The 24,259-nt window shown below is 67.0% G+C and carries 19 protein-coding genes; 9 read left to right on the forward strand and 10 right to left on the reverse strand.

The window, feature by feature from the left end; all coding sequences use genetic code 11:
- Nucleotides 1-261: 261 nt before the first annotated feature.
- Nucleotides 262-708 (forward strand): very short patch repair endonuclease, encoded by a 447-nt coding sequence (locus ACFQ2D_RS08495; RefSeq protein WP_280942352.1) that lies wholly within the window; start codon nt 262-264, stop codon nt 706-708.
- Here the strand turns inward: ACFQ2D_RS08495 and ACFQ2D_RS08500 are convergent, their stop codons facing one another.
- Nucleotides 709-2,286 (reverse strand): DNA cytosine methyltransferase, encoded by a 1,578-nt coding sequence (locus ACFQ2D_RS08500; protein WP_280942351.1) that lies wholly within the window; start codon nt 2,284-2,286, stop codon nt 709-711.
- Between the two features lie 180 nt (nt 2,287-2,466).
- On the opposite strand from ACFQ2D_RS08500, the gene ACFQ2D_RS08505 reads away from it, so the two are divergent.
- Genes ACFQ2D_RS08505 through ACFQ2D_RS08520 form a run of 4 tightly spaced genes read left to right on the forward strand, consistent with a single transcriptional unit; the run spans nt 2,467 to nt 9,655 of the window.
- The gene (locus tag ACFQ2D_RS08505) at nt 2,467-3,906 is read left to right on the forward strand and encodes an ATP-binding protein (protein ID WP_280942350.1); all 1,440 of its coding nucleotides are present in this window, start codon (nt 2,467-2,469) and stop codon (nt 3,904-3,906) included.
- Between the two features lie 10 nt (nt 3,907-3,916).
- Nucleotides 3,917-6,643, forward strand: coding sequence for a Z1 domain-containing protein (locus ACFQ2D_RS08510; protein WP_280942349.1), 2,727 nt, complete (start codon nt 3,917-3,919; stop codon nt 6,641-6,643).
- Nucleotides 6,636-7,607, forward strand: a complete 972-nt coding sequence (locus tag ACFQ2D_RS08515) for a PD-(D/E)XK motif protein (RefSeq protein ID WP_280942348.1) — start codon at nt 6,636-6,638, stop codon at nt 7,605-7,607. Before ACFQ2D_RS08510 ends, ACFQ2D_RS08515 begins: the two co-directional genes overlap by 8 nt.
- Nucleotides 7,607-9,655 (forward strand): AIPR family protein, encoded by a 2,049-nt coding sequence (locus tag ACFQ2D_RS08520; protein ID WP_280942347.1) that lies wholly within the window; start codon nt 7,607-7,609, stop codon nt 9,653-9,655. Before ACFQ2D_RS08515 ends, ACFQ2D_RS08520 begins: the two co-directional genes overlap by 1 nt.
- Nucleotides 9,656-10,179: 524 nt before the next feature.
- On the opposite strand, the gene ACFQ2D_RS08525 is transcribed toward ACFQ2D_RS08520, so the two are convergent.
- Nucleotides 10,180-10,866, reverse strand: coding sequence for a hypothetical protein (locus ACFQ2D_RS08525; RefSeq protein ID WP_280942370.1), 687 nt, complete (start codon nt 10,864-10,866; stop codon nt 10,180-10,182).
- Between the two features lie 148 nt (nt 10,867-11,014).
- A complete protein-coding gene (locus tag ACFQ2D_RS08530) occupies nt 11,015-11,284 on the reverse strand; it encodes a hypothetical protein (protein WP_280942346.1) in 270 nt (89 codons plus the stop codon).
- 589 nt (nt 11,285-11,873) lie between these two features.
- Here ACFQ2D_RS08530 and ACFQ2D_RS08535 point away from each other — a divergent pair.
- Genes ACFQ2D_RS08535 through ACFQ2D_RS08545 form a run of 3 tightly spaced genes read left to right on the forward strand, consistent with a single transcriptional unit; the run spans nt 11,874 to nt 13,654 of the window.
- Nucleotides 11,874-12,071 carry a hypothetical protein gene (locus ACFQ2D_RS08535; RefSeq protein ID WP_280942345.1) on the forward strand — a complete coding sequence of 66 codons (198 nt, stop codon included), beginning with the start codon at nt 11,874-11,876 and terminating at the stop codon, nt 12,069-12,071.
- Between the two features lie 43 nt (nt 12,072-12,114).
- Nucleotides 12,115-12,585 (forward strand): cupin domain-containing protein, encoded by a 471-nt coding sequence (locus ACFQ2D_RS08540; RefSeq protein WP_280942344.1) that lies wholly within the window; start codon nt 12,115-12,117, stop codon nt 12,583-12,585.
- A gap of 37 nt (nt 12,586-12,622) precedes the next feature.
- Nucleotides 12,623-13,654 carry a TraB/GumN family protein gene (locus ACFQ2D_RS08545; protein WP_280942343.1) on the forward strand — a complete coding sequence of 344 codons (1,032 nt, stop codon included), beginning with the start codon at nt 12,623-12,625 and terminating at the stop codon, nt 13,652-13,654.
- A gap of 7 nt (nt 13,655-13,661) precedes the next feature.
- Here ACFQ2D_RS08545 and ACFQ2D_RS08550 read toward each other — a convergent pair whose 3' ends face one another.
- The 6 genes from ACFQ2D_RS08550 to ACFQ2D_RS08575 form a co-directional block, all read right to left on the reverse strand.
- Complete coding sequence (locus tag ACFQ2D_RS08550; RefSeq protein WP_280942342.1) at nt 13,662-14,729, reverse strand: diguanylate cyclase; 1,068 nt, start codon at nt 14,727-14,729, stop codon at nt 13,662-13,664.
- An 80-nt stretch (nt 14,730-14,809) separates the two neighbouring features.
- Nucleotides 14,810-16,732, reverse strand: a complete 1,923-nt coding sequence (gene dxs / locus ACFQ2D_RS08555; RefSeq protein WP_280942341.1) for a 1-deoxy-D-xylulose-5-phosphate synthase — start codon at nt 16,730-16,732, stop codon at nt 14,810-14,812.
- Between the two features lie 52 nt (nt 16,733-16,784).
- The gene (locus ACFQ2D_RS08560; RefSeq protein ID WP_280942340.1) at nt 16,785-17,873 is read right to left on the reverse strand and encodes a hypothetical protein; all 1,089 of its coding nucleotides are present in this window, start codon (nt 17,871-17,873) and stop codon (nt 16,785-16,787) included.
- Nucleotides 17,874-17,919: 46 nt separating this feature from the next.
- Nucleotides 17,920-18,594, reverse strand: coding sequence for an HNH endonuclease (locus ACFQ2D_RS08565; protein ID WP_280942339.1), 675 nt, complete (start codon nt 18,592-18,594; stop codon nt 17,920-17,922).
- 81 nt (nt 18,595-18,675) lie between these two features.
- Nucleotides 18,676-19,413 carry a methanethiol S-methyltransferase gene (gene mddA, locus ACFQ2D_RS08570; protein WP_280942338.1) on the reverse strand — a complete coding sequence of 246 codons (738 nt, stop codon included), beginning with the start codon at nt 19,411-19,413 and terminating at the stop codon, nt 18,676-18,678.
- Between the two features lie 118 nt (nt 19,414-19,531).
- Complete coding sequence (locus ACFQ2D_RS08575; protein ID WP_280942337.1) at nt 19,532-20,596, reverse strand: alpha/beta fold hydrolase; 1,065 nt, start codon at nt 20,594-20,596, stop codon at nt 19,532-19,534.
- Between the two features lie 228 nt (nt 20,597-20,824).
- On the opposite strand from ACFQ2D_RS08575, the gene ACFQ2D_RS08580 reads away from it, so the two are divergent.
- The gene (locus ACFQ2D_RS08580) at nt 20,825-22,354 is read left to right on the forward strand and encodes an alkaline phosphatase PhoX (RefSeq protein ID WP_280942336.1); all 1,530 of its coding nucleotides are present in this window, start codon (nt 20,825-20,827) and stop codon (nt 22,352-22,354) included.
- Nucleotides 22,355-22,463: 109 nt separating this feature from the next.
- Here ACFQ2D_RS08580 and ACFQ2D_RS08585 read toward each other — a convergent pair whose 3' ends face one another.
- Nucleotides 22,464-24,254 (reverse strand): acyl-CoA dehydrogenase C-terminal domain-containing protein, encoded by a 1,791-nt coding sequence (locus tag ACFQ2D_RS08585; protein ID WP_280942335.1) that lies wholly within the window; start codon nt 24,252-24,254, stop codon nt 22,464-22,466.
- Nucleotides 24,255-24,259: the final 5 nt, after the last annotated feature.

Below are 24,259 nucleotides of genomic sequence, written 5' to 3' on the forward strand. Positions count from 1 at the left end.
GTCGCTGCTGTTGGGGTGCACAGAGCGCCCCTGGCAGGCAGTGATCAGGCTGCCGAGTTCTCAAGCCGCCAGATCTGGATTTGCTCGGCGAGACCATCGGGACGAAGCCCTAGGAAGGCCGGCACCACCCACATCCCATGACGCCGAAGTCGGAGGGCTTCCGGTCTGACCTTATAGAGGGCATGCGAGCAGCGGTCTCTCTGGCTAGGAGCGACCTGTGGCAAGCACATGGCCCTCGCCCGAAGCCCGGATAATCGCCACATGCCCGAGAAGATCAGCTCCGAAACCAGGTCCCGGATGATGTCCGGTATCCGGGGAACCAACACGAAGCCCGAGCGCCTCGTGCGCTCTGGCCTTCACGCTTTGGGCTTCCGCTTTGTCCTGCACCGTAGGGGACTGCCGGGGAGGCCGGATCTCGTCCTGCCCAAATGGAGCACGGCCGTATTCGTTCACGGTTGTTTTTGGCATGGCCATGCGGGGTGCCCTTACTACCGCATCCCCAAGACCCGGACCGAATTCTGGACAGAGAAGATCGCCGGCAACATCCGGCGAGACGCGGCAGCTATTGAGGCACTACGGGCTTGCGGCTGGCGGGTCGCTGTGGTCTGGGAGTGCGCCCTGCGTCGGGATCCGCGTCAGGCGATCGCAGATTTAGCGCAATTCATTGGCTCGGACGAGGAGTCGACCGAGATCGGGCAGCCAGCGTGATCAGCTCAGCACGTTGCTCAACACGCTGGCCACTTGATGGCCAAGCCATGGGGGCACTGCGTTTCCAACCTGTCTACGCTGCGCACCGGCCGGGCCCTCGAACAAAAAGTTGTCCGGGAAGGTCTGGAGCCTTCCAGCCTCACGCACGGTGAGGCTCCGCATCTGTGTCGGGTCCGGATGAATGAAGTAGTGCCCATCTTTCGCGAGATGGCTCGTGATTGTGGATGATGGCGCCTCGCTGCGCTGCACCTTGAAGCGGTCGACAAAGGCCTTGGCGCTGGCCCAACTGCGGTGCTTCGGATGGAGATCCGCGGGAAACTCCTGCGCGCCACGCGGTGAGCGATCGTGCACCTGCGCGAACGCAGCTGCATACGCGTAACGCAACAGGTCCCGCGTCATGTGTGGTCGCGTCTCGTGTTGGACCATGCCATCGACCTTGGGATCGCGCATTAGTGCATGGAGATGCTTGGGATAACGCGGCGCCTCAAACCATTCCATCCACCGCCCCCCGGTGCCGAGGTCCAAGCCGTCCCGAACTTGGGGGACCAGAGATTTCAGATGCTTGGCCGTGGCCGTGTCCACATCCTTGGCGTAGTCACTGCACTGGGCAAGGCAACGTGCCGCAAACCTGGGCCATGAGTCAATCTTCTCGGTGGTTGAGCTGCTACGGAGTTCGGGAACCCCGCGCAGCATTTGCGAGAGGTGTACCGGCTCGTGGTCATCAGCCAAGGGCGTGATGCTCGGGACGTCACTGCGGACGCCGATCAGGATCACGCGATGCCGCGTCTGTGGGAGGCCGAGGCGCTCGCCGCGCACGATGAAGTCCTTGGGTTGCCATCCTGAGCCTGTTGGCTTAACGAGCGGCTCGATGCGGTAGCGGGGGCCGTTTGCGCCACCCGGAAGGTGGAGCTGGTCGAAAATGGCCTTGAAGATGTGGGCGCCGCCAACTTGGGAAGACAGCATCCCCTTGACGTTCTCCAGGACAAATGCCGCCGGCTTGTGCCTCGCCAGAATGTGGAGGTAGTGCTGATAGAGGAAGTGGCGCCCGTCGTTCTCAGGCACATAGTCCGCAATACCGCGATTGCGGGCACGGCCAACGAGCGAGAACGCCTGGCAGGGCGGGCCACCTACGAGTACCCAAGGGCGCTGACGCCGCTTTGCATCCTCTGCGATTGCGGCGATCCGTTCATCAAGGTATCTGTCATGGTCGATCCGTCCGAGTTCCAGCTGGCAGGCACGGTGCGCCGCGGCGTCCCACATCTTCCTGGTGTCATCCGTCCATGGGGCGCTGCGCTCACCGCGGAGATATTGGTAGTAGCTTCGCGGTGCTTCACCGTTCGGGAAGCTGCGGAAGAAGGCGCGGGTGCGTAGGGTCTGGACGGCGTGGCGATCCATCTCCGCCGAGAGGGCCACATGGAACCGATTGCCCCCTCCCAGCGCCTCAAAGCCCTCTCCGAGCCCGCCCGCGCCCGCGAAAATGTCGACCACGGGGATGGAGGATTTAGACATCGAGGCGGCACGTGCGGTCAGGGGGGCGCCAGGATCGCAGGCGCGCCCATGACTGTCAAAGATTTCCATCTCAGGCCACGAGATTGGCTAGGGCCATCTGAGCAGGTATTGTGAAACGGAGTGCGGGCTGGGGACCTCCGCAGGGGGGGGCGCAGCCGCAGCGCGGGGGCGCCAAGGGGACAGGGGATGACGGAAGAAGATTCGAGGTTCAAGACGCTAAGGCCTAGCGCCGCGCGCTTGATGGAGTCCATGCGAGACATCGGCTACTCCTTTGAGAGCGCGCTCGCAGACATCGTCGACAACAGCATCTCGGCCGAGGCGACGCGGATCGACATCGTCAACGATGTCGATCCGGTTGCAGGGCCATATCTGGGAATTCTCGACAACGGCTGGGGCATGGCTCCGGCAGAGCTCACCCAAGCGATGCAGCATGGGAGCCGAAGTCCCCGTGAGGTGCGGGACGCGGGTGATCTGGGGCGATTTGGCTTGGGTCTGAAGACTGCATCCTTCTCGCAATGTCGGCGGCTTACGGTGGTTTCGCGGAAGGGCGGAGAGCTCGCTGCGCGGTGCTGGGACTTGGATCTGGTCGTCGAGAAGGATGAATGGATCCTCCGTCTCCTCGACGAACACGAGATTTCCCGGCTTCCCCTGGTGGACCGGATCGGTGCCAATGGCACGCTGGTTCTCTGGCAGAAGCTCGATCGCCTGGATGCGCTGAGCGACGATGCGAACGAGATCTATGCTGCGCTCAACCAGATGTTCAGCAGCGCCCGCGCTCACCTTGCACTGACGTTCCATCGTTTCATTGCGCCTGATCCCGGCGATCCGCCTGCCGAAGTCGCCATTCTCATCAATGGAGCAACTGTCGAACCCGTTGACCCTTTCGCCCGGCGCATGACTCCCCATTCAGATGCCCATGAGGTCGAGACCCTGAGCATCGGAACTGGAGAGATCATCGTCCAAGGCTTCACCCTGCCACATCATCAGCGGCTGACAACGGACCAGCTTGAGGCAATGGAACTCGGATCCAGCCTTATCGAGACGCAGGGCCTTTATATCTACCGTGCCAGAAGGTTGGTTTCCGGTGGCTCTTGGCTGGGCATGGCACGACGCGCCGAGCTCACGAAGCTGCTGCGGGTGCGGGTTGACGTCCCGACTGCGCTCGACTCGGAGTGGAGCATTGATGTCCGGAAATCGCGGATGCGAGTTCCTGCGATTGTAAGTACCCGGCTGCGACCACTGGTCGAACGCATGACGGAGTCTGCCCGCCGTCCGTATACCTACCGAGGCACGCGGCAGGCGGCCACATCGGGTCTGTCGCTTTGGCAGCGAGTGGAAGATCGCGGGAAGCTGCGCTACGAGATCCGCAGGGACCATCCGATCATCGAGGATCTCCGGCGTGCTGCCGGCGCACGGGGAGGGACGGAGGCCGTCCTGCTCGCCATCGAGGCGACCCTTCCGCTCGAGACGCTGTTCTCGGACATCGCTGCCACCCCAAAGGGCGTGCGGCAGGGCGACGTCGATACCGAGGCGCTCAGGCAAATGCTCGCAGCGTTTGTCGAGGCCATGGTTCCGGGAAGGGACACCCTGCCAGTCGCCATAGCGGAGAAGATCCTGGCGACGCCCGTGTTCGCAGGCCAGCCACACGCACGCACACTGCTTTCAGGCCTGCGTCGAATTCAGGAATGAGGATTTACGGATGACGCACCACCAACTTCTCGGCTTAGCGCGCATGGCCATGGCCCAGCGTGCGGCCCAGACGCCCGCACAGATCCTCGAAGTCGTTCGCGACCTCGCGGCGCTTCCATTCCTCAATCCCACGCCAACCGAAGAGGACATCGTCGGGGCTGCGAGGCAGCTGGAACGGGAGTTCGAGGTTGTGCTTGGCCCGGCCCATACCATTCAAGCGAGTGGACACAAGCCGTGGCTTCGCAGCCGGGCACATGAGGTCAGCTTCCGGTATTGGCAGCGTTACCGTAGCTACCTGATTGCTGGAGGCATGTCCGAGCACGTCGTCAATGCGGTTGCCAGTGTCACCGACACGATTGTCGATCTCGCAGGAGACCCGACGGTCGAAGGAAAGTGGTCTCGACGCGGGCTCGTGGTCGGGCATGTTCAGAGCGGCAAGACGGCCAACTATCTCGGGGTGATCAACAAGGCTGCTGACGTCGGTTATCGGCTCATCATCCTAATCGCAGGTGTCCACAACAATCTCCGCTCCCAGACCCAAGAACGCGTAGACCACGGCTTCGTTGGCCGGGACAGCGACCAGATCCTCAGCCGCCAGACCAATGTTGATCGGGTGGGAGTGGGCGAACTAAACCCAGCCTTTACTGCCACGGCTTACACCAGCCGGGCCCACGATTTCAGCCGTGTCAAGGCAGAGAGCCTCGGCAATCCTTTGCAGAACAGCGCAGAACCGGTCATCTTGGTTGTAAAGAAGAACCCGTCGATCCTCAACAATGTGATCGACTGGATCAGGGGCACCAGCGCGTCGCACGGTGGACTCACCCTTCCCATGCTCGTGATCGACGATGAGGCCGACAATGCCTCCGTCGACACCTCGAAGGATCCCGATGCGCCGCGGACGATCAACCGGCTGATCCGCGAGCTGCTGAGCCTGTCGACCCGGAACGCCTACATTGGGTACACGGCGACTCCGTTTGCCAACATCTTCATCGATCCGGACTCCGAGAACTCGGATCAGGGCAAGGATCTTTTCCCGCGAGACTTCATCGTTGGTCTCGATGCGCCATCTAACTATGTGGGTGCCAATGAGTTTTTCTTATCCGACGATGCGGATACCCTGACAGTCGACCTGACGGAAACGGAGGAATGGCTGCCGGTCAAGCACAGGATCGATTGGCCCGTCGATGGCCTGCATGCAAGCCTCGTCGAAGCCATCGATTGCTTCGTGCTATCCAAGGCCATCCGGATCCTGCGTGGACAGGGAAACCGACATCATTCGATGCTGGTGAACGTCTCGCGATTCACGCGGGTACAGGGCGAGGTCGCGAAGGAAATCTCGCGGCATCTTGTGGGAGTGCAGTCCGCCGTTCAGAACCGGCACGCGATGCCCCCAGGGGCGGCGCTTGGCGATCCAACAATGCGTTCGCTCCATGACACATGGAGGAAGCACTATGCGGGCGGCGACGAAACGTGGGAAGCCATTCAAGCCCAGCTTCACCAAGCCGCAGCCGGAATGTCTGTCGTGCAGATCAACGCATCGAAGGCGGCCGGAAAGCTGGACTACCGTGCGCATGCCGAAACCGGATTGAACGTCATTGCTGTAGGCGGAAACTCGCTGTCGCGTGGCTTTACCCTGGAAGGGCTGACCGTCAGCTACTTCCTTCGCAACACGCAGATGTATGACACGCTCCTGCAGATGGGGCGCTGGTTCGGATACCGGGACGGCTTCAAGGATTTGTGCCGGCTCTTTCTCCGTCCCGAGGCGAGCGACTGGTATGGGTTCATCGCCGACGCGACCGAAGAGCTACGCGACGAAATCAAGCGAATGGAGCTCCATGGTCTGACCCCAATGGACTTCGGGCTTGCCGTGCGCAGCCACCCCGGAACACTGATGGTTACGGCGCGCGATAAGATGCGCAACACGGAACAGGTGGTCCGTGAGGTCGGCCTTGCCGGAAAGCTCGTGGAGACGTCCGTCCTCGTCGACTCGGAAACGGCCCGGGAACGCAACATCGATGCGGTCAGGACGATCGTTGACACAATGCTGAAGGCGTACGGAAAGCCCGAGGCGGTGGATCCCGAGGGTGAGCTTTCGAGCCATCTCTTCCGGAAGGTGAGGGCAGATGCTGTCCTCGATTTCATCTCGTCGTTTGGAACGCACCCTGGTCAGCTCGAGATGCAGCCAGCGCCGCTGACCACCTACATCCGGGATCGCACTCTGGATGAGTGGGACGTGGTCCTTGTGTCGAGTTCCCGCGCCAAGGCAGTGGACGATGACGTTAATGATGTTCATGGGCTGGCGGTCGGTCTTCAGGAGCGCATCGTCGAGAAGCGCAGCAATGCGCGTTCCGCAAATGCGCTCCTCGTGTCCGGAACAAAACGCCGAGTTGCGTCCCGTGGCGTCGAGCGCATTGGCCTGACCGAAGAAGAGCTTGCGGCGGCCCGGGCCACCCATGGGGAGTCGAAGAAGAGCATTCCTGATCACGTCTTTCGCGAGCAGCGGACGCGCCCGCTGTTGATGCTCCACCTCCTGAAGACAAAGACGAAGGTCAAGGCGGAGAATGGTGAGGACGTGGAAGTCCGTGGCGATATCCACGCCGCCTATGGGCTCAGCTTCCCTGGGCTGGTAGCCAACGAGAGGGACAGCCTGGTGCTCTATACGGCCAACCTGATCGCCTATCGCGAGCTCTATGGCGGGGCCGAGGATGAGGATGACGAGGCCACGGGGGATGAGTAGCGATCCTTGGTCCGAACTTGGATCTGTGACGCAGCGGTTGATAGGCCAACGGGTCGCAGCCGAACATCCTCTCGATATCTACTGGGTCAAGGCCGCTGATGGAGCTCCCGGACTGCTTTTTCGCGGAGTTGACCCAGCTCGCGTTCCGTACCGCCTGCCGAAGCCCCGCGGACTTTCGCTGGAGGTCGAGGAGGGACAGGATGGCTTCGAGGCGCGGATGTTCCTCCGTGAGCCGGATGATCGTGATGTGTTCCTGACACTGTGCAATGACGTGATCGCTTGGTCAGGGAACGAAAAGTCGCGATCCACCGCTAGCGCCAGCGTGTTCCGGCGCCTTTCACACTGGCATTCCTTGATGACGCGCGCGCGCACGAGCGCGATGCCGCCCCATGAGGTCCGGGGGCTCATTGGCGAGCTTTATGTTCTTGAACGCCTGATCGCGCGGCGTAGCTTCGGTGCGGCCTTGACGTCCTGGGTCGCGCCGGACGACCACCCCCAAGACTTTGCATTCGATACCCGGATCATCGAGGTCAAGACCCGGGTGGCCGGCGCGCGGCAGCACGTCCAGATCTCGTCGCTCGAACAGCTTGACTCTGCCCATCTGCCGCTGTCGCTGGTGGTTATCGAGCTGGTTCTATCGGATGCGGGCGATGCAATCTCCCTCAACGGCCTGTGCGATCGCCTTGCGTCCACCGCGATGGACTGTGGGGTTGCGGAGGAGGATGCGCTTCATGCAGCACTGCTCAGGCGCGGCTACATACGGCAGGAAGCCTACGACGTTGATGCCTACAATGTGGCGGGCATCATGGCCTTCGACGTGCTTGCCGGGTTTCCCCGATTGACCCGGACAGATGTGGATGCGCGTATCCCCCAGGTGCAATACGTCCTGGATGCGACTCACTTGGGCGCTTTCGGGACGGACATTGAAGCTGTGCTGGGTGGACGGATTTCCAAGGGGGATTGATGGACGAGGAAGTTGTACGCTATCGCGAAGCCCTGCTCGGAGAGATCCGGGCAGACGCTGTTGCAGGTGGGGACTATCTCAGTGCGAGGTTCATTGACCGCGCATGCCAGGTTCTTGAATCAGGCGAGGAGTTCATCGAATACCACCTGTGCAGGGCACATGGTCAGAACCGCAGGGGCGGGCATATCCAGATTGACGCCTATAGCTATTCGCCCAGTGATGGGGTCCTGAACTTCATCGTGTGCGAGTTCTCCGGCGCTGAAGATCCGGCGCCGATGATGACGGACGAGGTCAAGCGCCTGATCCAAGGCGGATACCGCTTTCTTGAGGGAAGTGTCCACGACTCGATCGCGGACCAGTGGGATGACAGTCATCCCGCGCATGCGCTGTCCCGCGAGACCTTCTCGCTGGCGTCATCCGACGAGATGACCAAGGCCTGCATCTACCTCATCTCTGATCGGCCCATCAGCACCTCGCTTGGGAGGATCCCTGAGGTGTCTCTTGGCGCCATGGAGGTGCAGGTCCAGATATGGGACATCGCCCGGCTTGCTCGCGTGGAGGCTTCGATTGGCGGCCGCGAGGAGATCGTGATCGATTTCCTCAGCGAGTACGAGGAAGGTATTCCAGCTTTGCCCGCGGACTTGGATAGCGATTCACGCTACGACTCCTTTATGTGCGTCATGCCTGGAAGGATCCTTGCTGACCTCTATGACCGCTTCGGCGGACGCATTTTGGAGCAGAACGTGCGTGCGTTTCTGGGGGACAACCGAAAGGTCAACAAGGGCATCCGCGAGACACTGCGCAAGGAGCCGGAGATGTTCTTCGCCTTCAACAACGGTCTAACCGTCACGGTTTCCAGCCTGATCACCGACATCCATGAGATGGGGCATACGGAGATCATCAAGGTGAAAGGGCTTCAGATAGTCAACGGTGGCCAGACGACCGCATCACTCTATTGGGCCAGAAAGGCGGGGCTGGACCTGTCCAAGGTCCGCGTGCAAATGAAGTTGTCCCGCCTGCCGGAAGAGGGGTTCGAGGATGCGGTCCGAAATATCGCCCGCTATGCGAATGCCCAAAACGCGGTTTCGGCGTCCGATTTGTTTGCCGGGCACGCCTACTTCAAGAGGCTTGAGGGCATTTCGCGCGAGACGCTCGCACCGCCTGGCAAACCTGGCGATGCGCCAAGCTACTGGTATTTCGAGCGGACAACCGGCAGCTACAAGGTCGAACTCAGACGGAAGTCGGGCTTGGCAGCCAAGACATGGCAGATGCTCAACCCCAAGAAGCAGGTGCTGACCAAGACCGATGTCGCCCGTTACGACACGACATTCGAGGGGGCGCCACACCAAGTGAGTTCGGGTGCGCAGAAGAACATTGCTGCGTTTGGCAAGATCATCGAGAAGGCATGGAACATTGATCCATCCGACTTCGATTCCGCCTACTACCAGCGTTTGGTGGGCAGGGCGATCCTGACCCGTGCCGTCGATGCCGCGATCCCGGCGCAGAAGTGGTATCCGGGGTCCATCCTTCGTCCGCTGACCACCTACACGCTTTCCTTGATGAGCAGTCGGATGCGGGCCGAAGGCTTGCAGCCCAACTATGAGGCGATATGGCGGGCTCAGCGCGCGCCGGAGCCCTTCATGCAGGAGGCCATGCGCATTGCAGAGCGTGTCTTGCCGCTGCTCCAGGAGATTCCTGAGGAGCAGGTGCGCAACCGCCTGATCACCGAGTGGGTCAAGCGCGAGGCGTGTTGGGAGCGGGTGGAGGACAGCGCCGTCCAGTTGTCAGCGGAGTTCCGCGCCTCGCTGGTACCAGAGAAGCAGATGGTTCGGCGGCGGGAAGATTGGCGCAGCAAGTCGGCCCTGCTCTGGAAGTCGGGGGCTTGGAAACGGCTCCACGAGTGGAACAAGTCGGCGGAGGTCCTGACAGGAGGTGAGGCGGAACTGGTCGGATGGGCCGCGATCACTTCGGAGTTCAGGCCGCGCGGGCTTCGCCTAACGAAGCTGAAGGAAGCTTGGGAGCGGGCAGTCGAGCATGGCTTCGTCTAGCGCCCAGGACTGACGGCCACGGAAGCCGGAGGGCAACGCTCGATCCGCGGGATCACACGCCTCGAAACTTCTGCCGAACCAGCCCGTCGTGGAGCCCGACATCGCGCGAATTCGGTGCTATGTTTGGTGAATACGGAACAGTGTTACGGGCGGGGTCTGATCGGCGGTGGCAACCTATTGAGCCAGCTAGCCATTGGGCTGCTACGTAAGGTGTCAGCCGCTGCATTCCGTAATTCTTTGATTCATAAGGTGATGTAGTCAGTTCGAATCCGGCTACCCCGACCAATTCAGCGTCACGGGTTCTCCCCGGAACCCCGCAGAGCCCCGGAACCCCGGGGCTTTTTCGTATGCGACGTCTGGGCCCACCCATGGGCGGAGCGCTGCAGGCGAACTGCGCGGATCGCCTCCTGGATGCACCGCCACCGAATCAGCTCGACGCGGTCGCGGGACATCGAACGCGGCCTCTCGCCCCGTGCCGGCGCCGGTCGGGAGCGCTGCGACGTTCGGGCCCGCGTCAGCGCGGCTCAGCGGGCGGCAGAACGCCCGCGCCTGGTGTCGCCGCGCTGCGCGGTCTCCCGGCTCTGCACGAATTCGGGGAAGGTGTCCTCCAGCGAATCGGTGTCCGGCAGCACGTAGAACACCCCGCCGCGCTCGAAGGTCGGGCGGACGACCTGTTCGTAGAACTCGGGCGAGACGTTGATGCAGCCGTGGGTGACGCGGTTGTCGTCCGGCGTCGGCGATGCGAGGCGCTGGGGGCGTTTCTCTGCCGGTACTCCGGTCGCCGTTGGATGCATCGAAACCGCGGACTCGTAGTCCACCCACAGCACGCGGCCGGCGTCGATGGAAGGGCCGTACCCGCCCACGAACCGGCCGGCGGGCGTCGTGCGGTCGCGCCCGGGAATCTCGCGCAGCGCAAGGCCCGCGACCCCCGGCGCGGTGTGGTCGCCGACCGCAGAGCCGAACAGGCCCGGCGCGGCGCCACGGAGGCGGCCATCGCCGCCGAACACCAGGATCTGCGCGGCGTCCTTGTCCATGATCGCGAACGGATAGCCCTGGCTGTCCTGGGTCGCGACCACCCAGCCGGCGAGCTCGATCACCGTCTCGGATACTTCCTGCCCGCGCGGAAGCTGGTCCACGGCGACGACCGGCCCGGAGGCGGCGTCGGCGGGGCTGGCCAGGGCGGATCCTGCGAACGCGAGCGCGCATACCAGTGCGCTGCAGGCGGCGCGGAAGCTCGGACGTGTGGGCATTGCGATGCTGCTTTCCTTCTGGACGGATCTGGTCGCCGCGGGACACCGGTGGCCTGCAACACAGGCCACCGGCACCCGGTCTTGCTTCGTTACAGACAACGCCGCGCCATCAGCCTCGCGGCGCGCGGCGCGGTGCGCCTTCGAGCTGCTGGACGCGGCTTTCGATCTGGTCGAGCCGCTGGTTGGCCTGCTGGGCGGACTGGTTGGCCGCTTCGGCGCTCTGCGCCGCGCCCTGCACGCGCGTGTCGAGCTGGTCGAGGCGCGAGTTGATGGTGGCGAACTCGTCGTCGTAGGTGGCGCAGCCGGAAAGACCCGCAGCGGCAACCATCGCCACGGCAAGCGTGCCGGCCTTCAGCAGATGTCGCTTGTTCTCGAACATTTCAGTGCTCCTTCGTCTGGGACCCGGGGAATATAGCGACCTTTAGGTAAGCGCCCCCGACCTGCCTTCAGGTAGCGTTGGAATAAGGCTGGGTTTGTGAAGATGAAGTGATTCCGGCTGTTCTGTGACGTTGTCCGCGGGATTTAACGCGAACCTAGCAACTGCAACTGCGACGCGAGTGAGGCGCGGATCCAGACCGTCTTGTGGGGTGAAGCCGCGTGCCAGGCGTTCGACGGCATCAGTACGTTCGGATCGATGGCGCGATCGATTTCCGGCAGAAGCGCGGCCGTATATCGATGCGCGCCCGGTAACTGCGCACCGCAAACCGCTTGCATGGCATGCGGGTAGTACGTTGCATGGCGCCACGCCGGCGGAGGACCGTCCACCCAGGACGCTGTCGCGGCGCTGGAATTCCATCGTCCGGAGGGGCAGCGAGACTTGCACCTGCCTCGCCCAAGGCCGCCAGTGTCCACCAACGTGGCGGTGCCGGACGCAGCGGTGCAGGACGGTTGGACGGCTGGCTCGGTTTCACGGGCCGCTCCGCTTCGTCGACGTAGCTTGTGCGCGTCGAACGCGATGGAGTTCCGTCATGGCAACGAGCAAGCACAGCGGCAAGCGCGAACTGATCGCGCCCAACGGCGACAAGCGCCTCGTGCGGCGCGACGAGGAAGGGCGGTTCAAGGAGAGCGACGATCTCGGCCGTTCCCTGTCGCAGGACGTGCGCAAGAAGGCCAGGACCGACGTGAAGTCCGGGCAGGGCGACCGCGGGGACCGCAAGCGCTCCTGAGCGCGGGTGGGCGTGCGCGCCGTCATCGCCGATACTCGCGGCCATGGACGATTGCGCAGGCCATTGGATCGATGCTCTCGGCCTGGAACCGCATCCGGAAGGCGGGTACTACCGGCGCATCCATGCCTCGCCCCTCGAAGTGGTGGTCCAGGGCCGGCGCCGCCCGGCGATGACCGCGATCCGCTACCTGCTCGAGGCTGGGCAGCGCAGCGCCTGGCACCGGGTGGATGCGGACGAATGCTGGCACTGGGATGATGGCGGCCCGCTGCAACTTCTGCTGCATCGGGAAGGCGACGCGGCGATCGAGCAGTACGTCCTGGGCGCGGCGGGAGAAGGTCGGGCCACGACCTGCATCGTCCCGGCAGGCGTCTGGCAGTCGGCGCGCGCGCTCGATCGCCACGCGCTGGCGACCTGCGTGGTCGCGCCGGGCTTCCTCTGGGAAGGATTCGAACTGCTCGAACCTGGAACGCCGCTGGGCTGGGAACTGTCGCGCCTCGACGTGGTCCAGCGTTGACGCCGGCGGCCTCCCGCCCGCCGCGAGGGAACGCAGGATGAGATACGCATGGCTGGCCGGCGCGGCACTGTGGCTGTTTGTGTCTTCCGCCCTCGTCGCCCAGGACACCGGCCAGCCCGTCGACGACGGCCTCGGGCCGGGCTCTGCCGCCCCGGCGATCGTCGACCACGAAACGGTGGTGGTCTCCGGTGCGTTGCCGGGTCCCGGCCTGTGGAAAGTCCGCAAGGACGGGCACACGCTGTACGTCCTGGCGACCCTGTCGCCGCTGCCGCGGCGGATGGAGTGGGAATCGGCCGGGGTGGAATCGGTGGTGGCGCGCGCGCAGCGGGTGCTGCTGCCGCCGTCGTTCACGCTGGATGCCGATGTCGGCGTGTTCCGCAGCCTGATGCTGGTGCCATCGCTGCTCAAGGCCCGGCGCAACCCCGACGGGCGCCGCCTGCAGGAGGTGGTGCCGGCCGGGCTGTACGCGCGCTGGGCACCGCTGAAGCAACGCTACATCGGTCGCGACGGCGGCGTGGAGCGCTGGCGCCCGATCTTCGCCGCGCAGGAGCTGTATGAAGCCGCGATGCGCCGTTCCGGCCTGACGTTGGACCACGTGGTCGACAAGGAAGTGCGGCGCATGGCCAAGCGCCACGACGTGCCCCTGCGCGGCGTCAACTTCAAGCTGCACGTGGAAGACCCGAAGTCCGCCATCCGCGAGTTCCAGGACACCGCGCTGGCCGATACCGACTGCTTCGCGCGCACCTTGGCGCGGATCGAGACCGACTTGGAGGCGATGCGGCGGCGCGCCAATGCCTGGGCCACGGGCGATACGGCGTCCCTGCTGGCGCTGCCGGTGGACAGCCAGTACGGCGCCTGCATCGAAGCGGTGACCGGCAGCGCGCTGGCCCGGCGCCTGGGCGTGACCGACCTGGGCCCCAGGCTGGAGACCATGTGGCTGGACGCGGCCGAGGAGGCGCTCGCCAGGGACGCGGTGAGCCTGGCGATGCTGCCCCTGGCCATGGTGACTTCGCCCAAGGGCTACCTGGCGCGGTTGAAGGAACGCGGCTACGAAGTCGAGGCGCCCTGAGCGGGGATCAGGTGCCGACCCGGTCGCGACCGGCGTGCTTGGCGCGGTAGAGCGCCGCGTCGGCTTCGTCGATCCACTGCTCGACCGTGGCATGCCCGGCCTGGGCCGGGGCCATCCCGATGCTAGCGGTGATGCGCGCGCCGGGCAGCCCGCCGATGCCGGCTTCGCGGATCGCGGCCAGCATCGCTTCGGCCTGGGCCTGCGCCTGCCCGGCGGACAGGCCGCCCAGCAGGACGCCGAATTCGTCGCCGCCGTAGCGACCGGCCGCATCCGCCGGGCGCAGCGTGGCGCGGATCGCCCCCGCGACCGCGCGCAACACCTCGTCGCCCACCGAATGGCCGTGGCGGTCGTTGGCGACCTTGAAGTGGTCGATGTCGAGCAGCAGCAGGGTGGTCGGCACGCCTTCGTCGCGATGCAGGCGCAGGGCGTGGTCGGCCAGCTCCAGCCAGTGCCGGCGCACGGGCAGGCCGGTCAGCGAGTCGGTACGGCTCAGTTCGTCGAGCTGGCGGCTCTTGTGGCGGATCTTCTGGCCCATGTGGCTGACCGCCAGCGCCACGCCGATGGTGTGGATGGTGAGCACCGGCAGCGACCACAGCAGTTCGACCATGCTGGTGTCCACGCGTACCGCGAAGCCGGTCGACAGCCCCCCGCACAGCACGCCGGCGGCGAAGGCCGGCAGCGACCACAGCCACAGGCGCGGAATGCCGGTACTGATCTTGTCCACCGTGACCAGGGTGAACAGCAGCACCGAAGGCAGCAGGTTGAACTGCATCATCGCCACCCAGAAGCCGGTCTGGGCCGAATCCAGCAGCAGATTGCGCGTTTCGGTCCGGAAGGGCGAACCGCTGCGCCGGGCCAGCTGCAGCGCCAGGTGCGGCCAGAGCAGCGCGGTGAACGCGAGCAGCGCCCATTGCAGCGGGCCGGCACCGTTCTCGTGAAGCACCGCGCCGATGCACAGCCCACCCAGGCCCATGCCGAGCAGACGGAAGCGGTAGGTGAGGTCGGGAAGGCGATCCATGCCGTGGGACGTGCCGCGCCGGTGCTCGGCCGGGCGGTCCAGGCCGGCTCGCGTCATGGCGGCCCCGATGCGTGGGCCGGCGTGGCGATCCCGCCGGCCTGTCGAAGCGCCTCCTCCCCCCAGGCGACCAAGGCCGGTCAGCCCGAGGCGGAGAGGCGGGTGCGCTGGTCGCCCTCGCGCGGCCAGCGCGCCAGGATCGCGGCGCGGATGCCGGCGGCGTCGAGTCCGGCTTCGGCCAGCAGCGCCTCGCGGCTGGCGTGGTGCTGGAAGGCGTCGGGCAGGCCGAGCTGCAGCACCGGCAGCAGCACGGCCTCGGCCTGCAGCAGTTCGAGCACCGCCGAGCCGGCACCACCCATCACCACGTTGTCCTCGAGGGTCACGAAGCCTTCGTGGTCCTGCGCCAGCGCCAGCAGCAGCTCGCGGTCGAGCGGCTTGACGAAGCGCATGTTGACCACGGTCAGGCCCAGTTCCTTGCCGACCTGTTCGGCGGCGGGGACCAGCGCGCCGAACGCGAGCAGCGCGATGCGCGCGCCGCGGCGACGCACCTCCGCCTTGCCGATGGGCAGCGTGTCCAGCGCTTTGCCCGCGGCCACGCCGGGGCCGGTGCCGCGCGGATAGCGCACCGCCGCCGGACCCGCATGGCGGAAGCCGGTGCTCAGCATCTGCCGGCATTCGCGCTCGTCGGCCGGGGCCATCACCACCATGTTCGGCACGCAGCGCAGGTAGCTCAGGTCGAGGTTGCCCGCGTGGGTGGCGCCGTCGGGCCCGACCACGCCGCCGCGGTCGATCGCGAACAGCACGTCCAGGCCCTGGATCGCCACGTCGTGCACCAGCTGGTCGTAGCCGCGCTGCAGGAAGGTCGAGTAGATCGCGACGACAGGCTTGGCGCCTTCGCAGGCCATGCCCGCGGCCAGCGTCACCGCATGCTGCTCGGCGATGGCGACGTCGAAGTAGCGATCGGGATACTCCTTGCTGAAACGCACCAGGCCCGAGCCTTCGCGCATCGCCGGGGTGATGCCCATCAGCCGCACGTCGTCGGCCGCCATGTCGCACAGCCAGTCGCTGAACACGTCGGTGTAGGTCGGTTTGGCCGCGCCGGCCTTGGGCACCACGCCCTTGGACGGATCGAACGGCGAGACCGCGTGGTAGCCGATCTGGTCGCCCTCGGCCAGTTCGTAGCCCTTGCCCTTGGTGGTGATCACGTGCAGCAGCTGCGGGCCCTTGAGGCCCTTGAGCGTGCGCAGCGTCTCCACCAGCGTCCTGACGTCGTGTCCGTCGATGGGGCCGGTGTAGTGGAAGCCCATTTCCTCGAACAGCGTGGACGGCACGAACATGCCCTTCCAGTGCTCCTCCCAGCGGCGCACGAAGCGCGCCGGCGGCTTGTTCTTGTCGCCGAGCAGCTTCTTGCCGCCCTCGCGCAGCGCGTTGAGCGTGCGGCTGCCGGTCATGCGGCCGAGCATGCGGGTCAGCCCGCCCACGGCTTCGCTGATCGACATGCGGTTGTCGTTGAGGATGACCAGGATGTCGGGCTCGGGATCCATGCCACCGGCATGGTTGAGCGCCTCGTAGGCCATGCCCGCGGTCATCGCGCCGTCGCCGATCACCGCCACCACCTTGCGCGGCGCCGCGTCGCCGGCCGCGGCTGCGCGGGCGTTGGCGATCGCCATGCCCAACGCGGCGGAAATCGAGGTGCTGGAGTGGCCGACCCCGAAGGTGTCGTACTCGCTTTCCTCGCGCTTGGGGAACGGCGCCACGCCGCCGGCCTGCTTGACGGTATGGATGCTGTCGCGGCGCCCGGTCAGGATCTTGTGCGGGTAGCACTGGTGGCCGACGTCCCAGACGATGCGGTCCTGCGGCGTGTCGTAGATCCAGTGCAGGGCGGTGGTCAGTTCGACCACGCCCAGCCCGGCGCCGAAATGCCCGCCGGACTTGCCGACGGACTCGATCAGGTAGTTGCGCAGCTCGTCGGCGACGGCAGGCAGTTCCGCCTCGTCGAACGCACGCAGTTCGGCGGGGTTGCCGATGCGCGCGAGGCGCGGATAGCGCTGGGAATCGATCATCCGGGCATTGTAATCCCGCGCCGCCCGCGCGACGTGCAGGAGGCGCGAGGAATCAGCGTCCGCGCAGGCGCCCCAGCAGGCCCCCGGTCCGCGCCGGCGGGGCCGGTTCGGGCGCCACTTCGACCACCGCCTCGGCTGCTCCGGTGGCGAGGTTCGCGTTCACGAAGTCGACGATCTCCTCCAGCGCGATGCCGCTGGCCGCCGCCACCTCGGCCAGCGTGGCCGGCGCCTTCATCATTGCCGTGGCGATGCGGAAGTGGCGCGGGAACTCGCGCTCGGTCTGCGGCCAGCGGTTGAGCCGGTAGCGGGCCTCGGGATCGTGCCCGGGCAGCAGGCTGCCCCGGCCGCTGGCCAGTCCCCCCAGCCAGAGCAGCCGGGTGAGCGGCTGCGCCGGCCCGATCCCGGCGGCCTCGCGCGCGAAGGCGTCGGCGTCCAAGGGCTCGAGCGCGCCGTCGGCCAGCTCGCCCTCGAAGTAGGGCAGCAGGGGCTTGAGTGCGGCCGGGCCGTGGTAGGTCCGCGCGTCCGCATCGACCAGCAGGGTCGGCCCGCTCGGGCGGCGGTATCGAAAGTGGCCGCGCAGTGTCCCCGCGGCCAGCCGGCCGAACAGGGTGGTAGGTTCGGGGGCGACAATGGCGGGCGGAGGCGCCACGGACTCGGCCGGATCGCTGGCCGCTGGCGGCTCGGTGGGCTCGGTCGACGCGGTCGGCGCGGGCGCGGCGGGCGGTGCGGGCGGTGCGGCGGGCTCCGTTGCCGCCGGCGCAGGAGTCGATGCGGCGGGGGCCGAGGTCGGCGCGGCGGCGCCGGTGGCCACCGCGGCCGCGACCGGAGCGGCGTCGCCCTGCACGGCGATCTCCTGCAGCAGCGCGGCCATCGAGTCGGCGCTGAACGGACGGCCCAGACGGAAGTCGGTCTGCGCGCGCGGGGCGGACGTCAGTCCGACCACGCGCTTGCCCGCGGCGTGCAGGCGCAGCCAGCTCATCGGGCCGTACATGCTGTCCATGTCGACCACGATGTGGTCGGCCTGGGTTTCGGGAAGCAGTTGCCAGCGCTCGCCCAGCCGCTGGTTGGCCTCGAGGAAGGCGGCGCGGAGGGCGGTTTCGGTTGCAGGGTCCATCCCGGCCAGGCCGATGGTCAGGGGCATTGCGTGGCTTCGCTCCGAAAGGTCGGGCGAGTGTAGCCGACCCGTGCTACTGGCGGCCGCGTTTGCGCCTGGGCAGGTGCGAGCGCAGGAAGGCCATCTGGTCGGCCAGGATGTTGCGGTTGGACAGGATCAGGTGCTCGATCCAGCTCGGCCGGTAGGGCACGGCCAGCAGCGGCATCGCGGCCTGTTGCGGGGTGCGCCCGCCCTTGCGCGAATTGCACTGGAAGCAGGCGCAGACCACGTTCTCCCAGATGTCGCGGCCGCCGCGCGAGAGCGGCACCACATGGTCGCGGGTCAGCAACTGGCGGGCATAGCCCTTGCCGCAGTACATGCACAGGTACTGGTCGCGCGCGAACAGCGAGGCATTGGTGAGCGCCGGCGTCGGGTCGAGCGCCTGCGGGCGGACCTGGCCGCGCGCGGCGATGATCGGGTGCAGGTCCAGCGTGCTGCGCGCGCCGGTCAGGCGGCTGATGCCGCCATGCACGCTCAGGCAGGGATCGCCGAGAGTCCAGGCCACCGCCTCGCGGGCGTACAGGCAGGCCGCGTCCTGCCAGCTGATCCAGTTCAGCGCGCGGCCGTGGGCGTCGAGCGAAAGCAGCCGCACCGAATCCAGCCGGTGCGGCAGCGAGTGCGGGGCGGGGAGGACAGGGGCGACGGCGCCGTCCGGAATCCCTGGGATTCCGGTGGGAATCACGCGAAGCTGCGCTCTGTCAGACTCCATCGGAACCCGAGCATAACGCGATTCGCGCGGGAGTGCGCAACCGGGCCGCGGCACCCGCGACCCGGTCGCTGCGTGGGCGCGTCAGCCGCCCCGTCGAGGCAGCGGCAGGATCATCGGCACCCGGCGCTGGTAGTCGCGGTAGGTGTCGCCATACAACTTCAGCAGGTCGCGCTCCTCCAGGCACTTCACCGCGAACAGGATGTAGCCGGTGGTGGCCAGGGCGAACAGCAGGTGTCCGAGGCTCATCGTGGGCGTCGCCCAGAAGGCGATGAGGAAACCCAGCATCAGCGGGTGGCGGACGATGCGGTAGAAGGCGCGGGTGACGAATGGCGGTACCGCGTCGCCCGCCTGCACGCGCCCCCGCCAGGCCTGCTGCAGGCCGAACAGTTCGAAATGGCTGATCAGGAAGGTGCTGCTGAACACCAGCGCCCAGCCGGTGCCCGACAGGACAGACAGCGCGATGCGGGCGATGCCGTTGTCCGCCGACCACACCGTTTGCGGCAGCGCCTGCCAGCATGCGAACAGGAGCAGCAGCACCAGGCTCGAGACCAGCACGTAGGTACTGCGTTCAACCGGCGCGGGCACGATCCGCGTCCACCAGCGCTTGAATCCCGGGCGCGCCATGCCACTGTGCTGCACGGCGAACAGGGCCAGCAGGGCGAGGTCGACCGCCAGTGCGAAGCCGGTGCCCGCGAACGGACCGCTGTCGATGTGCCTGGGCACGGCGAAGCCACCGACGAAACCGATGGCGTAGAGGATGGTGGCGAGGAACACCAGGTAGCAGAAGGCGCTGTAGAGCAGGGCGAGGATCCGGGTCATGGGCGACTCCGAGGGGCGGGAGTCGTGATCGTGTGACGTGCCGCACGCTCCGCCCAGATGAAGCTTGTCCCGATGGAAGCATTGGGCAGCCAGGGCGGCGGGACGAATGTCCCGGTCCCTAGGCCGGGGCCCGGCGATGCATGTAGACGATGGCCTCGGCCCGGCTGCGCACGCCCAGCTTGGCGTACAGGCGCGTGACGTGGTTGCGCACGGTCTTCTCGGAAATCCCGAGGCGCCAGCCGATCTGCGCATTGCTCATGCCTTCGCACAGCGCCGGGAGCAGTTCGCGCTCGCGCGGGCTGAGCGTGGCGATGCCATCGTCCGCGGCGTCCGCGCGGCCGGCCGGCTGACCGGTGAAGGCGAGCACCGCATCCATGAACTGCCGCCACGCCGGCTCGTGCTCGAGCAGCACGTGGTTGCGCGAATCCAGGTGCACGAGCTCGGCGCCGGGAATGGCGCTCGCCATGCGCACGCCTTCCTCGAACGGCACGATCTGGTCGCGGCGCCCGTGCAGCACCAGGGTCGGCACGCGCACAAGCGGCAGCAGGTGGCGCACGTCGATGTCCGCACGCGCTTCCATCAGGGTCGCGCCGATATCGCCGCGCGTGGTCTTCAAGCACAGTTCGTTGAACCAGCCCAGCTGCTCGGCGTCGCCGTCGGGGATGAAGCGCGAGGTGAACAGCTGGCGGAAGGTGGGATTGCCCGCGTCCCACCCGGCGCGCAGCAGTTCGACCACCGCGCCATACAGGCGCGCGGCCTCGGCGTCGTCGCGCCGGCGCGCGCCGACCACGTAGCCGCCGTACAGCACCAGGTGCGAGACGCGCTCGGGGTGGCGCACCGCGTAGGCCACCGCGGTCGCCGCACCCTGGCTGATGCCGAGCAGCACGAAGGGCCGGCCGGGCGCGGCGTCGTCGACCACGCGCTCGAGATCGCCGACCCAGCTGTCGAACGACAGATCGCCGAGATGGCGGTCGCTCAGCCCGCAGCCGCGCTCGTCGTGGCGGATGTAGCGGAAGTGCTCGGCCAGGAAGCGCGTCCAGTGGCGCCAGACCGGGCTTTCCCAGTCGTAGTCGAGGTGGGTGAGCCAGTTGGACGCCTTGACCAGCGGCAGGCCACGCCCGCCTTCGGCCCAGGCCAGGGTGACCTGGTCCGCGGTGCGCACGAAGTGGATGCGTTGCTTCATCGGTGGCCTGCAGCGGGGCTGGACAGTCCAACGCGGCGGCGCGGTGGCATCGGACGCGATTCGCCGGCTGCATCGTACTCCCGGCGCTGCCGCGCGAGGCGACCTGGCGCATGCGACGGGGTGGCTGTCGAAACGACAGCGCCGGCAGCCGTCATGGCGCTGTCATCGCTGCGTTATGTGGCGCGCCTACGGTCAGTCGATCCCCCGCAGACGCCAGGAGTGCAAGCGATGAACGCGATCGATCCGGACCGCCGCAGGTTGCTGAAGGGCTCGGCGGCGCTGATGGCCATGGGCGCGATGGGCAGTCTCGGCGCCCTGCAGGCGCGACAGCATGGCGTCGGCGGCGATGGGATGCGCCTCGCGCCCATTGCCAGCCCGTATGGAGCGCTCGCCCCGGTGCGCGATCGCAGCACGGGCCTGCCACTGCTGCTGCTGCCGCGCGGATTCCACTACAGCAGCTTCGCCTGGACCGGCGACCGCCTCGACGACGGCACGCCCTGTCCGGGCAGCCACGACGGCATGGCCGTGATGCTGCCGCAGCGGCGTCCGGTTCCGCCGCGGGGCAGGCTGCCCGCGGACTACGAAACCGTCCTGGTGCGCAACCACGAACGCCGCACCGGTACACCGATCCAGGCCCCGGGCATGTACGACACCGGGGTATTCGGCGGTGGCAGGCCCGCCGGCGGGACCACCACGCTGCGCTATTCCAACGGCAGGTGGACGCATGCCGAGGCCAGCCTGGGAGGCACCCTGGTCAACTGCGCCGGCGGGCCGACGCCGTGGGGCACCTGGCTCAGCTGCGAGGAGATCAAGAGCAACGAGGTCTCCAGCACGGGCAGGCGGCATGGCTATGTCTTCGAGGTGCATCCGGAGGCGGCTCGCACGACGGGGCATCCGCTGCTCGGCCTGGGGCGCTTCAGCCACGAGGCGGTGGCGATCGATCCGCGCAGCGGCGCGGTCTACCTGACCGAGGACGATCGCAACAAGTCCGCCTTCTACCGCTTCCTGCCCAACGACCGCCGCGGACGCCCGGGGTCCCTCGAGAACGGCGGCAGGCTGCAGGCCGCGCGGGTGAAGGGCCGGCGCAACGCGGACCTGACCGTGGCGCGGATCGGACAGACGTTCGAGCTGGAATGGGTGGACATCCCGGATCCGGACATGGACGCGATCGCCGCGCCCCCGGGCTTCCCCGACATCAGTGCCGGCGAGACCCTGAGCGGTCCCTTCGCCCAGGCCTGGAGCGAAGGCGCGCTGCGCATGAGCCGCTGCGAAGGCATCTTCCACGCCAACGGCAGGCTGTTCATCGTCGACACCAGCACGGGGGTGGACGCCAGCGGCCGCAAGGGCGCCGGCAATGGCGCGGTCTGGATCCTGGACCTGGCGACCCAGCGCCTGCGCGCGCTGTTCGTCAGCGGCGACCAGCTGGCCGCGCACAATCCCGACAACATCACCGTCAGCCCGCGCGGCGGCGTGGTGCTGTGCGAGGACGGTGGCGCCAGTCCTGACCGCTACGGGCCCGGCGCGCGCCTGATCGGCCTGACCCGCAACGGCGAGTCGTTCTACCTGGCCAAGAACAACATCGAACTCACCTCGTCGCAGATCGCCGACGCCGGCAAATCGGTGCCCGAGGGCGATTACCGCGCCACCGAGTTCGCCGGCGCCTGCTGGAGCCACGACGGGCAGACGCTGTTCGTCAACGCGCAGACGCCGGGCATCACCTTCGCGATCACCGGTCCCTGGCTGCGCGGCGTGCTCTAGGGCGCCGCATCTACCGGCTGCGGGACATGGAGACGGCGCCGCAGAGGCGCCGTTTCCATTGACCCGTGGCGCTGGCGCGCGCGGTGCTGGGAGCGCCGCGCCACCTCGGTCAGGCGTCGAACGCCGCCTCGTCGAGCGCCAGCAGCGGCGCCGGGCCGGTCTCGATCGCCGCCTTGTGCGCCAGGGTGCGCGGCAGGATGCGCGCGAAGTAGAAGCGCGCGGTCTCGCGCTTGGCGTCCCTGAACGCCTGCGGCTGCGACGAGGCTTCCGCCGCGGCGACGCTGCGCGCCCACCAGTAGGCCAGCACCATGTAGCCCGAGTAGAACAGGTAGTCGTGCGCGGCCGCGCCGATCTCCTCCGGGTCGCCCGCGGCGCGCTTGGCGATGGCCATGGTCAGCCCCTGCCATTCCCTCGCCTTCTCCGCCAGCGGCCCGACGAACTCGGCCAGCGCCGCGTTGCCGGCCTGCTGCTCGCAGAAGGCCTGCACCATCCCCAGGAACACCTTCAGTCCCGCGCCCTGCAGCTGCATGGTCTTGCGGCCCATCAGGTCGAGCGCCTGGATGCCGGTGGTGCCCTCGTACAGGGTGGTGATGCGCGCATCGCGCGCCAGCTGCTCCATGCCGTGCTCGGCGATGTAGCCGTGGCCGCCGAAGCACTGCAGCGCGTGGTAGGTGCACTCCACGCCCCATTCGGTCAGGCAGCCCTTGACGATCGGGGTGAGGAAGCCGAGCAGGTCGTCGGCCTGCCTGCGTTCTTCCTCGCTGCCGGCGTGCGCGGCGAGGTCGACCTGCAGGCCGGCGTGGTAGCCCAGCGCGCGGCCGCCTTCGACCAGCGCCTTGCAGGTGAGCAGCATGCGGCGCACGTCCGGCTGCACGATGATCGGGTCGGCCGGCCTGTCGGGATACTTCGGCCCGGAGAGCGAACGCGACTGCAGGCGCTCGCGCGCGTAGCGCAGCGCGTTCTGGAGCGCGCGCTCGGCCAGGCCCAGCCCCTGCAGGCCCACGCCCAGGCGCGCGGTGTTCATCATGGTGAACATCGCCATCAGGCCGCGATGCGGCTGGCCGACCAGCCAGCCCTGCGCGCCGTCGAAGTTCATCACGCAGGTGGCCGAACCGTGGATGCCCATCTTGTGTTCGACCGCGCCACAGCGCACTGCGTTGCGCTCGCCGACCGCGCCGTCGCGGCCGACCTTGAACTTCGGCACCACGAACAGGGAGATGCCCTTGCTGCCGGCCGGTGCGTCGGGCAGTCGCGCCAGCACCAGGTGGACGATGTTCGGGGTGAGGTCGTGCTCGCCGGCGGTGATGAAGATCTTGGTGCCGGTGATCGAGTAGGCGCCGTCGGCGGCGGGTTCGGCGCGGGTCTTGAGCAGGCCGAGATCCGTGCCGCAGTGCGGCTCGGTGAGGCACATCGTGCCGGTCCATTCGCCGGTGACCAGCTTCCCGAGGAACACTTCGCGCTGCCAGTCCTCGCCGTGGTGCTGCAGCGCATTGGCCGCACCATGCGACAGCAGCGGGAAGTTGCCCCAGGCCAGGTTGGCGGAGTTGATCATTTCCTCCAGCGGCATGCCGACCACGTGCGGCAGGCCCATGCCGCCGAACTCGGCCGGCGCCGACAGCCCGCTCCAGCCGCCTTCGGTGAACTGGCGGTAGGCCTCGGCGAAGCCCGGCGCGGTGGTCACGCTGCCGCTGTCCTTGTCGTAGCGCACGCCGTGTTCGTCGCCGGCCTTGTTGAGCGGTGCCAGCACGGTGCCGGCGAAGCGCGCGGCCTCGTCGAGCATCGGGTCGACCAGGTCGCGGCCGGCCTCGTCGAAGCCGAGCCTGGCGAAGCTGGATTCGACGTCCAGCAGGTCGAACAGGGTGAAGCGGATGTCGCGCAGGGGCGCGGAATAGCTGCTCATCGGTT

The sequence above is a fragment of the Luteimonas composti genome, from assembly GCF_042678665.1.
Lineage (GTDB): Bacteria > Pseudomonadota > Gammaproteobacteria > Xanthomonadales > Xanthomonadaceae > Luteimonas > Luteimonas composti.

Excerpts from the sequence above, each read along its gene's own strand:
- ACFQ2D_RS08495 (WP_280942352.1), top strand. The coding sequence starts at position 262 with ATGCCCGAGAAGATCAGCTCCGAAACCAGGTCCCGGATGATGTCCGGT.
- ACFQ2D_RS08500 (WP_280942351.1), bottom strand. The coding sequence starts at position 2,286 with ATGGAAATCTTTGACAGTCATGGGCGCGCCTGCGATCCTGGCGCCCCC.
- ACFQ2D_RS08505 (WP_280942350.1), top strand. The coding sequence starts at position 2,467 with ATGCGAGACATCGGCTACTCCTTTGAGAGCGCGCTCGCAGACATCGTC.
- ACFQ2D_RS08510 (WP_280942349.1), top strand. The coding sequence starts at position 3,917 with ATGACGCACCACCAACTTCTCGGCTTAGCGCGCATGGCCATGGCCCAG.
- ACFQ2D_RS08515 (WP_280942348.1), top strand. The coding sequence starts at position 6,636 with ATGAGTAGCGATCCTTGGTCCGAACTTGGATCTGTGACGCAGCGGTTG.
- ACFQ2D_RS08520 (WP_280942347.1), top strand. The coding sequence starts at position 7,607 with ATGGACGAGGAAGTTGTACGCTATCGCGAAGCCCTGCTCGGAGAGATC.
- ACFQ2D_RS08530 (WP_280942346.1), bottom strand. The coding sequence starts at position 11,284 with ATGTTCGAGAACAAGCGACATCTGCTGAAGGCCGGCACGCTTGCCGTG.
- ACFQ2D_RS08535 (WP_280942345.1), top strand. The coding sequence starts at position 11,874 with ATGGCAACGAGCAAGCACAGCGGCAAGCGCGAACTGATCGCGCCCAAC.
- ACFQ2D_RS08540 (WP_280942344.1), top strand. The coding sequence starts at position 12,115 with ATGGACGATTGCGCAGGCCATTGGATCGATGCTCTCGGCCTGGAACCG.
- ACFQ2D_RS08545 (WP_280942343.1), top strand. The coding sequence starts at position 12,623 with ATGAGATACGCATGGCTGGCCGGCGCGGCACTGTGGCTGTTTGTGTCT.
- ACFQ2D_RS08550 (WP_280942342.1), bottom strand. The coding sequence starts at position 14,729 with ATGACGCGAGCCGGCCTGGACCGCCCGGCCGAGCACCGGCGCGGCACG.
- dxs (WP_280942341.1), bottom strand. The coding sequence starts at position 16,732 with ATGATCGATTCCCAGCGCTATCCGCGCCTCGCGCGCATCGGCAACCCC.
- ACFQ2D_RS08560 (WP_280942340.1), bottom strand. The coding sequence starts at position 17,873 with ATGCCCCTGACCATCGGCCTGGCCGGGATGGACCCTGCAACCGAAACC.
- ACFQ2D_RS08565 (WP_280942339.1), bottom strand. The coding sequence starts at position 18,594 with ATGGAGTCTGACAGAGCGCAGCTTCGCGTGATTCCCACCGGAATCCCA.
- mddA (WP_280942338.1), bottom strand. The coding sequence starts at position 19,413 with ATGACCCGGATCCTCGCCCTGCTCTACAGCGCCTTCTGCTACCTGGTG.
- ACFQ2D_RS08575 (WP_280942337.1), bottom strand. The coding sequence starts at position 20,596 with ATGAAGCAACGCATCCACTTCGTGCGCACCGCGGACCAGGTCACCCTG.
- ACFQ2D_RS08580 (WP_280942336.1), top strand. The coding sequence starts at position 20,825 with ATGAACGCGATCGATCCGGACCGCCGCAGGTTGCTGAAGGGCTCGGCG.
- ACFQ2D_RS08585 (WP_280942335.1), bottom strand. The coding sequence starts at position 24,254 with ATGAGCAGCTATTCCGCGCCCCTGCGCGACATCCGCTTCACCCTGTTC.